The organism is Morganella sp. HSTU-ASny43 (assembly GCF_022819185.1).
Classification (GTDB): Bacteria; Pseudomonadota; Gammaproteobacteria; order Enterobacterales; family Enterobacteriaceae; genus Morganella; species Morganella morganii.
This window is the reverse complement of sequence record NZ_WSPG01000027.1, coordinates 1-11784: the sequence shown is the minus strand read 5'-3', so window position 1 is coordinate 11784 and position 11784 is coordinate 1. Positions and strand designations below refer to the sequence as shown.

At 52.0% G+C, this 11784-nt stretch carries 8 protein-coding genes and 1 pseudogene; 2 read left to right on the top strand and 7 right to left on the bottom strand.

The features are described from left to right. Window positions 1-62: 62 nt before the first annotated feature. The 6 genes and pseudogenes from GN208_RS13895 to umuD form a co-directional block, all read right to left on the bottom strand. A complete protein-coding gene (locus GN208_RS13895) occupies window positions 63-521 on the bottom strand; it encodes a hypothetical protein (protein WP_004237448.1) in 459 nt (152 codons plus the stop codon). 41 nt (window positions 522-562) lie between these two features. Beyond that, window positions 563-1015 (bottom strand): hypothetical protein, encoded by a 453-nt coding sequence (locus GN208_RS13890; protein WP_004237449.1) that lies wholly within the window; start codon window positions 1013-1015, stop codon window positions 563-565. Between the two features lie 15 nt (window positions 1016-1030). After that, entirely contained in the window at window positions 1031-2518 is a 1488-nt protein-coding gene (locus tag GN208_RS13885; RefSeq protein ID WP_004237450.1) for a DUF3383 domain-containing protein, read from the bottom strand. A 9-nt stretch (window positions 2519-2527) separates the two neighbouring features. Further along, a pseudogene (locus GN208_RS13880) lies at window positions 2528-2731 on the bottom strand (hypothetical protein); the annotation flags it as partial. A gap of 373 nt (window positions 2732-3104) precedes the next feature. Next, entirely contained in the window at window positions 3105-4367 is a 1263-nt protein-coding gene (gene umuC / locus GN208_RS13875; protein ID WP_096875109.1) for a translesion error-prone DNA polymerase V subunit UmuC, read from the bottom strand. Next, window positions 4367-4783, bottom strand: a complete 417-nt coding sequence (gene umuD, locus GN208_RS13870; RefSeq protein ID WP_015422655.1) for a translesion error-prone DNA polymerase V autoproteolytic subunit — start codon at window positions 4781-4783, stop codon at window positions 4367-4369. The genes umuC and umuD overlap by 1 nt, the downstream gene beginning before the upstream one ends. A 445-nt stretch (window positions 4784-5228) precedes the next feature. Between umuD and GN208_RS13865 the strand changes: the two genes are divergently transcribed. Together GN208_RS13865 and GN208_RS13860 are read left to right on the top strand one after the other, a co-directional pair. Then, window positions 5229-5486 (top strand): YjhX family toxin, encoded by a 258-nt coding sequence (locus tag GN208_RS13865; RefSeq protein ID WP_015422654.1) that lies wholly within the window; start codon window positions 5229-5231, stop codon window positions 5484-5486. A 9-nt stretch (window positions 5487-5495) separates the two neighbouring features. Further along, the gene (locus tag GN208_RS13860; RefSeq protein ID WP_015422653.1) at window positions 5496-7133 is read left to right on the top strand and encodes a class I SAM-dependent methyltransferase; all 1638 of its coding nucleotides are present in this window, start codon (window positions 5496-5498) and stop codon (window positions 7131-7133) included. Between the two features lie 468 nt (window positions 7134-7601). Here the strand turns inward: GN208_RS13860 and GN208_RS13855 are convergent, their stop codons facing one another. Continuing rightward, window positions 7602-11690: a DUF1983 domain-containing protein gene (locus GN208_RS13855; RefSeq protein WP_243828447.1), complete on the bottom strand. Its 4089-nt coding sequence runs from the start codon at window positions 11688-11690 to the stop codon at window positions 7602-7604. Window positions 11691-11784 lie beyond the last annotated feature (94 nt).

Below are 11784 nucleotides of genomic sequence, written 5' to 3'. Positions count from 1 at the left end.
CAGCGCTTCGTTATATCTGTTGGTAATGGCGATTTCCCACAGATCCAGTGCCTCCTCCAGATCTACTGAGGTTTTGAGTTCGCTGAGGGTGGCGAGTTTTTCGCTGATGATGACTGCAAAGAAGCTATCAGCGTTTTTATAACCGACGGGAGTGAACTGCCTGCCCTGCTGAGCAGGGAGGGGAGGAAACCCCGGCTCCCGCCTTTGCCGAAAAAACTGGTGTTGTACTTCAGCATTTCCAGCTCAAGGCGGATCAGCGATTCCCCGTCCGGCACATGGTTATCAATCAGAGCCTGTGTCTTCAGCGGGATCTCTTCACCACTGACCGGCACACACACATAGACCATCATTTTCAGCATGGCATCTTTACTGACTTCGTAGTCACCGATTTTCGGCGCATTGGACAGCGGATATTTGGCGAGAATTTCCCGCCCGGTAATTGCCGGAAGACGGCTGATAATGAATGTTTTCTCAACACCATCGGCATCTTTTACCGCCACTTCTTTAGGTTTGATCAGCATATTTTTTCCCGTAAAAAAAGCGGGCTTTCGCCCGCTCAGAATTAACGATTACGTGTAAAATCAAAATCCTGGAATACAAATGTGTACTGTTTGGATTTCAGACGGCCCGCACCGGCGACAGAGCTTCCGCGGCTGCCGTTGGTGATACGGCCGTTACGTGCGGTGGTGGTCGAACCGTTGCCGTAAGAGGCAACCATCGTGATATTATCCCCAGCGGCGCGGCGGCCTCTTTTCGCCGTATTGGCGTCCAGCAGGATAGCCAGGTTCTGATCTTCCTCACTGCCCGCCGGCACGTTAATTGTGACCGTCTGCGGTGCCGGTGCTGACCAGCTCAGCAGGTTACCGTTGATATCGACGCCTGTTTTAACAATCTCGGTCGGCGGGAGATCCAGCGGATCCGCATCATCCGCAAAGGCGGTGATAAGAATACCTGACGGAAAGGTTTTGCTGGCTTTCACCACCAGCGCGAGACCGGTTGCTGATACTTCAATCATATTTTTCTTCCTTACTTACACTAAGTTATGTGAGCCTTCGACTTTACGGACCCAGTCGCCTTTGCCGTAAATCAGCACGTATTTCATGACATACTCCGGCAGACCGTTTTTGCCGGTGTTTTCGGTGATTTTCGCGTCATACCAGTAACCTTTGTCCTGCACATCGTGCCAGGCCAGATCATCACCGGAGGCATCTGCCACTGCGATTTTCTGTACTTCTGTCAGGTTCTTACCGGCCAGAATAGTGCCGTTATCCAGCGCTTTGGTAACTGCACCGGCAATCACCATCAGCGCCTGTGCCTCACCGTCTTTGTTGGCCGGAACACCGCGGGTGGCCAACAGAAGGCTGAACCACTGCTGTGCGATATACGCTTTCAGCCACTGCTCGTTGGCGTGAACACTCATATCCAGCGGATCAGATGCTCCGCCGCACAGGAAGCCGCGCTGATAAAAACGGATTTGCGAGCCGGCCACCGCCGTTTCGCCGTAATAGTTCACGCGCAGCTTGTCGAAGCGATCCGCATCCGCGTCTTTGGTCACCTGTGCCGGGAAGGTCACACCCAGCTGACGGAACATGTAGTTTGTCGCAGCATTCGTCCGGTCATAATCGGTCGCTGCCATCACTGCCATCGGCAGCGCCTGGATAAAGTAACCATTGTCCGTTTTCAGGTTCAGACCAACAGATGCCGTTCCTGCCAGCGCGGAATTTAATTCCTCTGCATTGTCGGCAGACACACTGAGATGCAGCTGATATTTCACATTCTCACCGGCGACATACTGCGCCAGCGGCACAGCCTGCTCCGCCGGTAATTCAGTGAGGAACGTCACACTGCCGAATGAGTCAGATACCTGCTCTGCCACCATAAAAGCTTCCAGTGGTGTCTGCGCCGGATGCCCTTCTGATGACAGCCCGGAAGAAAGTCCCATGGCATCCGCGAGAACGGAATACGCCACACCGGCGGAGACATGCTCCTGTACACCGCCGTTCAGTTCGAACGCATTCTTTTGTGCATTAAAAGTGAGATAACTGCCCGCGAACTGCGGCTCACTCTCAGCATTCAGTTTTGCCTGGATCAGTGAGGCAATATCGGCATAGGATTTGGCCGCCGCTAAATCCAGATCCTTATAGTTTTTGGTGGTCTGACCGATGGTTACGGACAGTGTGCCGTCGGTGACGGCAGTCAGATCAGCCAATGCAGCCGCTTTAACGCCGAACAGTGCCGGTGTGCGCCCGACCGGCGCGTATGCGGCAATCTGCAGTTCTTTCGGTTTACTGACCGGTGCCGGACTGACATAACTGAAATACTGACGGGCAAACTGAGCTTCCGGTGAATCCGCCCCCAGCAGTTCATCAACCTGACCCGGCGCAAACTCAAGGACATGACCGGCCGGAATTTTCGGATCAGCAGAGAATAACCGTGCGGTCAGCTTACGCTCAGGCACAGCAGAAGCGCCGATGACCGCAGAGGCGATATCGACATAGCGTGTTTGTTTAATTGGCATAGTAAAACCTTATATGCAGTAAATATCCGGGAACAGCGCTGAAACAACGCCGGTCTCCGGGCGGAGTGTACGGGTAAACGTCACATTGAAATCAAAAGAAGGTGCCTGTCTGTAATGCCCCTGGTCATCAGCCAGATACGGCACCCGGATAGCACCGGCGCGCTGAACGCCGACTCCCTGTTTATTCAGCACACCGGTAAAGGGCAGTGAATTCCAATAATCAGTTTCCCTAATGTTAATCGTCAGGTGGTGCAAAGGAAAGCAAAACGGTGTGAACATTTGAGGTAGGCGGCAACAAGAAAAGCCCGCGATATCAAAGATATCGCGGGCTTTAATATGGTGCCGGCTACCGGAGTCGAACTGGTGACCTACTGATTACAAGTCAGTAGTTTTGTTTTTTAATCAATTAGATACCGCATTAAGTCACGCTTTCACGTCCCAACAATTAAAAAGATTGAAAAGGTATAAAGCACATCTAAAACCATTTGTGTCCCAAATATGTCCCACCACTCCTACCAACAGCTATACACCCATCTTTTAAACAAACTGCATATTTGCAACAACTCTTTATCTCACTGGTGCCACATTAACTTTTCACCACCGGTAACTGACTAAAGTTTGTTGTGTATGCCGGTGACAGCATTTCGCGCTTCATCTTGTACCCGCTATCGCTGCCTTTACCGGCAAACCACACACGGCCCAGCCCACTGTTGTTTATTGTGTCCATAGTCTTCATCAGCTCATCACTGTTTTTGAACGGCTTCCGGGTGGCGAACATATCGAACTGGGTGACGGTTGAATCAGTGAAGTCTGACAAGATGATGCCAGCCTTATGATACCGATACCCGTCACACCAGATACTATCCAGTGCTCTCATGGCGGCATTGATGATGTCCCGCGTGTCGCAGCTGGGATACTCGAGCGAAATGTTTGCACTGTTCGCATAATCCGGCCCGTTAGCGTGTCTGCTGGTCTGTACAAACAGTCCGATCATCCGGCAGCGCTGTTTTTCTTCCCGGAGTTTTTCCGCTGACCGTTCGGCATATTCACACACAGCCTTTCTCATGGTAACAATGTCCGTCACTTTGGTACCGAATGATCGGGAGCAGAGGATCTGCTGTTTCACCTTTCTGACTTCTTCCAGCTTGATGCAGGGTTCTCCGTTCAGTTCCCGCAGCGTACGCTCAGTAATAACACCGAAAGTTTTACGGATAGTCGCCGGTGCGGCGTTCGCCAAATCTAATGCAGTGCGAATCCCCATGGTGTTCAGTCTGGCCGATATTCGCCGACCGATACCCCACACTTCACTGACCGGTATCAGTGCCAGTAACTTACGCTGGCGCAGCCTATCAGAAAGGTCGACCACTCCGCCGGTTTTTTTCCATGTTTTTGCTGCATGGTTGGCAAGTTTTGCGAGTGTCTTTGTCGGTGCAATGCCAACACCGACCGGAAGGTGTGTTTTCTGCAGAATAGCAGCCTGTATCTCACAGCCGTAATCTTCCGGGCTGAATATCCTGGTCATGCCGGTAAAATCGAGAAAGGCTTCGTCTATAGAATAGATTTCTGTGGCGGGTGCGAAGGATGAGAGCAATGTCATCACACGGCTGCTCATATCGCCGTACAACGCATAATTTGAGCTGAATACTGTCACATTGTTTTTATAACAAAAATCGCGACACTCATAATACAGCGCCCCCATTTTGATGCCGAGGGCTTTCGCCTCTGCTGAACGGGCGATCACGCAGCCATCATTATTGCTCAGGACGATAACCGGCTTACCTGTCAGATCGGGCCGGAATACTCTTTCACAGCTAGTGTAAAAGCTGTTTACATCCACCAGCGCAAACATCACTGCGCCCGATGGATGATGTAGGTGACCACACCGAAAATCTGTAAATCCTGCTCACTGCTGATTACGATAGGCTGATAATCCGGATTCATCGGGATCAGCATAGGTACCGGTGACAATTGCAATTTTTTGACAGTAAACTCTCCGTCAAAACTGGCAATCACAATATCCCCCTCCGCCGCAGTTACCGCGCTGTCCACGATAACCACATCACCGTCAAAGATATTCGCATCTATCATCGAGCTACCTTCAACCCTGAGTAAATAGGTACTTTCCGGGTGTCGGATCAGTTCACTGTTCAGGTTTATGCGTTCCTCGATATAGTCCGCCGCCGGTGACGGGAACCCAGCGGGGACATGCTCCAAGAACAGAGGCAATGTCAGAATTGTATCATCGTTGATCTTGACAAGTTTCATACTCAGAACCGATTAGCTGTATATATATACAGCTAATGATAGAGAAATTTGACTGTCTCATCAATCTGATTTTTACTAATCTTATGCGTCACATATTTTACTCGTTGAAATCAAATCCGGCAGTCCGCTATAAGCGAAGAACGAATATTGCTAACAGCATTCTGTGTGAATCAATGGGGAGCAGGCCAAAGTTAAAAAAGGGAGCTTTATGAAACAAATCACACTTTATCGTATGATACATACCCATATTTAAATTGTGTGTTACCATTTGTTCCGTAAATACCTTTCAACTAACCCGAGGCTTTGATGCTGGAGAATGTAATCATCCGATAATCAGCTTACCGACCTTTTCAGGTCGAACTGATTATCAATGCGCCGAAATCGAATGCGGACACCGCTATGTGTTTGCACGTTTTGCACATGATGATTAAACAGGTTTTCCAGTATGAATTTATCCCGTCAGGAACAACGTACCTTACACGTTCTCGCTAAAGGTGGTCGTATCGCGCAAGTCCGAGATACGTCTGGCCGCCTCATCGCCGTTGAATGCTACACCCGCGAAGGGCTGTTGCTTACCGACTGCACCCTTGCCACCTTCAAAAAACTCAAAACCAAAAAACTTATCAAGTCCGTTAACGGTCAGCCGTACCGCATCAACACTACCGGGCTGAATAACGTTCGCGCACAGCTTGATAACCGCTAAGGAGGCATGATGGATATTAATACCCTTATTTACGCATCCCGATATGACCGGCTTTCAGCGGATGAAAGCAAAATTCCCTGGGATGAACCAGCATTCAGCCAGCGCATGCTGGCGAACCACTTGTCGCAGGATCACGACTGGGCCAGCCGCAGGCAGGAGATCATTGAGCAGCAGGTAGAGTGGATCGCCAGCCAGTTATCCCCTGGCGCGCACATCCTCGATCTCGGCTGCGGTCCCGGCTTTTATACCCACCGCTTAGCGGAGCGCGGATTTCGCTGCACCGGCGTGGATTTCTCACCAGCATCTGTGAGCTGGGCCCGCCAGCAGGCGCAAAATGCCAATTTGAACATCAACTATATTCAGCAGGATATCCGTGCATACTGGCCGGATAGGTCATTCGATTTCATCATGATGACGTTCGGGGAACTGAATGTGTTCAGCACTGCGGATGCACGCTTACTAGTCAGCCGGTGCGCGCTGTGGCTGGAGTTGGGTGGCAGGCTGCTCACTGAAGTCCATACTTTCGAAGAAGTTAAGCGTCAGGGAATGGCTGAAGCGAGCTGGCAACGCTGTCCGGATGGACTTTTTCTGGGCGTCCCTCATCTGCTGCTGACGGAACATAGCTGGGATAAAGAAGAACAGACCAGCTCAACGCAGTTCTGGGCCATAGAGGCAAACGGTCACACCACTCGTTTCGGCAGCCAAATGACGGCCTGGCGCGATGAAGAGTACGTCAGCCTGCTCAATAATACCGGATTTACCCTGCTGCCTCCCCCTGCAGGCCACGACTGGCCAGTCAGCGAGACATTTGAAGGGAAGCTGTTTGCTCTGTTGGCTGAAAAAGCAAAAACCTCAGGGGAGCTTCCTCTTAATACTCAACGCAATAAAAGGAATTCAGCATTGGATATCCCACGTATTTTTACCATCAGTGAAAGCGAACACCGCATCCACAACCCGTTCACCGAAGAGAAGTACACCACACTGGGCCGTGTGCTACGCATGAAGCCGGAGACCCGCATTCTTGACCTCGGCAGCGGCTCAGGGGAAATGCTCTGTACCTGGGCGCGGGATCATGCGATTACCGGAGTCGGTATCGACATGAGCCAGTTGTTCAGCAAGCAGGCCAGACGACGCGCGGAAGAACTTGGTGTCAGTGATCGGGTCCAGTTCATACATAATGATGCCGCTGGGTATGTGGCAGAAGAGAAATTCGATGTGGCCGCCTGCGTAGGTGCGACATGGATTGCCGGTGGATTTGCCGGGATGATGGAGCTGCTGGCGCAGAGCCTTAAGCTGGGCGGGATCATGCTTATCGGGGAACCCTACTGGCGTCAGCTACCCTCAACAGAAGAGATAGCTCAGGCATGCGGCGTCAGCGCAATAGCTGATCTCCTGATGTTGCCTGAACTTATCAGTGCGTTCGACTACCTCGGCTACGACGTGGTGGAAATGGTGCTGGCAGACCAGGAAGGCTGGGACAGGTATGAAGCCGCGAAATGGCTGACCATGCGCCGCTGGCTGGAAGCGAACCCTAACGACGACTTCGCGGCAGAAGTCAGGGCTGAGCTAACGGTCTCGCCAAAACGTCACGTGACCTACGCGCGTGAATACTTTGGCTGGGGCGTGTTCGCGCTGATCGCCAGGTAACAACAGACTCCCGGTATTTCTTTCCGGAAATACCGGGACTTCTTCTTTGCATTGAACAGATGCATTGATCTGATCTCTATAAACTGGCTCACGAAGGATATAAACTATATCTATTGTTGGCACAGAGCGGTCTGTAAGATTAGATTTGGCTTTATGCTCCAGTTATGTCAGGTTACATTTGGGCCAACGCAATAAAAATTGCCGAGCCGGACATCCGCCAGCGCGGCTTTGTTTTATTCCTCTGTGTCTCCGGCCTGCTCTGCCGCTTCCCGTGCGTCACGCTCTGCCTGCTCACGGTCCATCTGTTCGCTGCTTCACATTCCACACTGAGCTCTGCGGCATTTCAACACGTACATCGAGGCGGGTTGGATTCCAGTAGATCGCATAGCATAACGTCCTGACAGAATACAGTCACGGACCGCGCCGGTAACCACCGGCGCAGTTTACCCTGAGCTTTCTCCGTCCCCGCTATCTGAATGATGCGGAACTGCGTTTGAAGGCCATCACAACCCCTTCCCTCAGAACCACATGTGCCCTGCCTTTATGCCTGACTCCCACTTCAATTTCTATTTTCACATTCTTTCGTCCACGAGGAATAACCGCATGAGCTGATCCCATAACACTCAGTCCTGACCACTGAGAAGTTGCCTGCTGACCAACTCCATCCACACGTATACTGAACCGCAGTTCTCCCTCAACCGGACGTGGACGCCCCCCCGTATCATCCTCAATAATGGCAGTTATCGAAGGGAGTACCAACGTCATGTCATAAGGCATTCCGCCTGCATACGTAATTACAGACGTTGCCGTTGTCCACCCGCCACGACCACTATGGATATTTTGTGCCGAGGCGTGAGGATATGAAGCAGCCACTGCAACATCCCCGACCAGTCTCTCCGCATATACCGTCCCTGTAAAACGACCGTCCACACCGTCCAGGGTCCCTCTGAACACTCCGTTGTTAAATTCTGCATTTCCGGTCTGCGCATTCAGAAAATACCCGTTCCGGCCTGTTTCATAATTCACTGATCTGATGTGGTTACCGACCAGTAACTTATCAATTGTTGCCTGGCTGATTAGCGCATCGTTAAAAAATGCCTGGCCGTTCTGAATAACAAAAGGGGTTACTACTTTCCCGTTCAGTGACGATATCACGGCAAAATTTTGAGCATTAACAAGAAACTGACTGTTTCCCTGAGCATTAAACCCCAGTCCGATACCTGTAATGACCTTATTCCCTTTGCTGTCCAGCTGGACTTTCATTGTCCACGATGCAGAAATCCTGCCGTTTAAGTCAGTAAGAACCTTTGACGTTTGTTCAATTTTTGCCGAATCCGCCCCGACCTGACTTTCCAGACGTGTCACCTGCTGAGCCGTTGATGTGACCCTTCCTGAAACCTCTGTCACACTCGTTTCAAGCCGGTTCACTGCGTTTGCTGTGGCATTAAACCGCTGTTCACCGGACACCGGTATTTCACCGGCAACAAAACCTTTTGGTGTAACAGATTGCCCGTTACCTGTGTAAGTATCAGTGACAATCCGGTGACTGACACTTTTATGCCTGGTCAGCTGATATTTTGCGCCTCCGCGTAAATACACATATTCCACTGAGCTGTGAGTCAACTGCGCAGGGCCCATGACAGGAGACTGATTTGTCCATCGCCAGTCAACATTATTAATAATACGGTTTTCAGACTGAGTCCCCCATCCTGAACCGCTCACCAGCCACTCAACAATCATGGCAAAACCGCCGGAGCCGTGAGTTGCATAACCGGGTTTGTTATCTCCGTATTGCCCCAGCGTACGAAATACCCTGAAGTAATAGCGACGGGAGGTCGTCAGAGGGAGAATAACCGGGTAATAAGTACTTTCATCTAATGCTGACAGATCCAGATCAACAACGACTGACTCTGTTAAATCAGCCTTTACTTTGTCCAGTTTACCGGACAACGCCTGTACCTGAGAAGTTGCCTCAGTCACCTCCCCGCCAATATCCGACATACGTTCGTCCAGAGCACTGACCACACTGCTGTCCGCTTTACTGTTGATTTCGGTCAGCAGGTCCTGTGCTAATTGGTCATGACCTATCTTCCCTGACAAATCAGCCAGTATTTCTCCTGCATCAAATTCAGAGATCCCCCTGACATAATCGGTCCATGCTGAATAATTACCACTTTTGTCCACCAGGCGGGCGCGGAAATAAAACGCGGTACCGGCGGCCAGACCGGCCAGTTCGTGAGAGCGGGACGGGTACGGCACATCAGCCAGCAGTAACAGGTTCTGCCCGTCATTGGTTTTGCTGTACTGAATTTCGGTTTTCAGGGTGTCTTCCGTGAATTTCCCGAACTCCCAGTTCAGTTTGATCCCGAATACCAGTGTGGACGCACGGAAGTTCAGTGGCATCGGCGGATCACCCACCTTGCCGGTCAGCCGGGTTTCCTCTGAATATCCCCAGCCGCTGGAGATTTCCGCCGCGTTAATCGCCCTGACCCGCACCAGATAGCGGCCGGAATAGACCCCGGGCACGTCAAATGAAGTCGTGGCATTGCGCGGTACATTGATCCAGTTGCCGTCATCACGCCGCCACTGCGCCTCATAGGCAATGGCATTCTCTGCCGGTGACCAGGTAACCTGCATGGTTTCAACGCTGATCCCCTGGTTCACGACAGAATAAGAGTTAATGATGATATCTTTCGGCGGGAACTGGTTGCCGGGCGGAATAACACTGATTGGCCGTTCATCGAGTACCGCGCCGGTGTCTATCCGGTCGTATTTGTCCGGATCATGCATGGCCGCCGATATCGTGAATGTGCCATCATCATTCTCAGTCACACTCACCACCCGGTACTGCTGGGCGTACAACTCGTCTGATTCCGTTACCCAGACACATTCCGGTTCCGGCGTTTCACTGTATTCCGTGGTAACAGTGACCACGTTATCCGTGACCATCTGAATAGTGCGGGCCTGTGATTTACCGGACGGCAGGTTCAGCATCAGCCTGTCACCCGGCGCGGCATCCGGTTTGCGGTCGAGGGTGATACTCCGGCCATTCACCGCACTGACGCGGCCGCCGGTCACTTTCCCTGATAAGTTTTCATCCGCCACCGCAATGATGTACCCCGGCTGCGGGATATTGCCGTCCAGCCCCACACCGAATGTCACTACCCGGTCTTTGTTGTTGGTGAGTATCCCCCAGCGGCCTTTGCGGTTGGCCTCAGATTGCCGGGTGCAGCCGATTGCCGTCATTTCCAGCTGATTAAAGCCGAACCGGTAAACCAGCTCATTTTCAAACACCGGCTCCATCGCATCGACATAGCCGTTCAGCGGATCCGAGTACGATACCAGCGCGGAGGAATAGCGGGCCTTACTGCTGCTGCCGGAATAGGTGAAACGGCCGTCCAGCACGTTGGCTTTGGTGTAACTGTAATCAATGTCACGCGGCATATCCGCCAGGGTGATAATCTGGTTGCCGCCCCAATAGGTCATACCCCGGAAGATGGCCGCAAAGTCACGCAGCACGGTATAGGCTTCATTACGATCCTGCACATACACATCACAGATATAGCGCGGCTCAGTACCGCCGCCGCCCTTGCCGTCCGGTACCGGCTGGTCACAATACTGCGCAACACGGTACAGTTCCCATTTATCGATATTTTGCATTTTGATGCGGTCGCCGAGGCCGAAGCGATCGGAAACCACAATATCGTAAAATATCCAGGCGGGGTTATTGGTCCATGCCCACTTAAACGAACCATCCCAGGTGCCGGAGTACGTCCGGTGCTCCGGGTCATAGTTTGACGGTACACGGATGATCCGCATCTTCGGCTCGCAGGTGACCTGCGGGATGGAGCCGTTAAACTGTTTTGAGTCAAACTCGATATACAGCAGCGAGGTATGCGGATACCTCAGTTTGGCATCAATCACCTCGGTGTAACTCTGCAGCACCATGGTGTCACCAATTTTGGCACTGTTGGCATCTGCCGTGATTTTCCGCACCCGCAGTGTCCAGGATGTGGCCGACTGTGGCAGATCAATACGGTGAGTACGCTCATAACCTGATGTAGTTTTCCCCTTCGCCCGGCCGTCCACAACCGTTTTCCAGCTGCCGCCGTCGGTCTGCAAATCAATGGCGTATTTCACCTCGTTACCGACCATGTCCCCGTTATCCTGCTGGCGGAACAGGGACGGCCATTTCAGGCGAACGCGGACAGCGGATAATTGCGGGTTGGTGAATGCGTGCGCCCACGGTGTGCTGCTCTGCACGGTAGTACCAACAGTGATTTCATTCTCCGCCGCCGGCATCCCCTGAATGTAGGTTTGTGCCTGAGTGCCGGGACGGTATTCCCACACCACACCGGGAAAGTTTTCTGATCCGTCAGCATTCAGCAGCGGGGTACCATCCAGAAAAATAGTCTTCCCGGTCAGCTCACCGGCAAATTCACCTTCACCGAGGGCGATCAGCAATTTAGCTTTGGCTACGGACTGTAAGTCGTCCGGTTGTTCGACGGGCGTACGCGGGCTGCCACCGCCACCTTTGCGGCCTGTGATTTGTGTCATTGTGGATTTCCTGCTGAATAACTGAAGGGAAAGTTACTGCTGATCTTCGACGTAAATTCCGGCTGAGATAACCGCGCCGCCGATGCGGCGCTTA

What these genes read in the sequence shown, in the direction of transcription:
- GN208_RS13855 (WP_243828447.1), bottom strand. Translation starts at nt 11,690, where the DNA reads ATGACACAAATCACAGGCCGCAAAGGTGGCGGTGGCAGCCCGCGTACG.
- umuD (WP_015422655.1), bottom strand. Translation starts at nt 4,783, where the DNA reads ATGAAACTTGTCAAGATCAACGATGATACAATTCTGACATTGCCTCTG.
- umuC (WP_096875109.1), bottom strand. Translation starts at nt 4,367, where the DNA reads ATGTTTGCGCTGGTGGATGTAAACAGCTTTTACACTAGCTGTGAAAGA.
- GN208_RS13860 (WP_015422653.1), top strand. Translation starts at nt 5,496, where the DNA reads ATGGATATTAATACCCTTATTTACGCATCCCGATATGACCGGCTTTCA.
- GN208_RS13865 (WP_015422654.1), top strand. Translation starts at nt 5,229, where the DNA reads ATGAATTTATCCCGTCAGGAACAACGTACCTTACACGTTCTCGCTAAA.
- GN208_RS13890 (WP_004237449.1), bottom strand. Translation starts at nt 1,015, where the DNA reads ATGATTGAAGTATCAGCAACCGGTCTCGCGCTGGTGGTGAAAGCCAGC.
- GN208_RS13885 (WP_004237450.1), bottom strand. Translation starts at nt 2,518, where the DNA reads ATGCCAATTAAACAAACACGCTATGTCGATATCGCCTCTGCGGTCATC.
- GN208_RS13895 (WP_004237448.1), bottom strand. Translation starts at nt 521, where the DNA reads ATGCTGATCAAACCTAAAGAAGTGGCGGTAAAAGATGCCGATGGTGTT.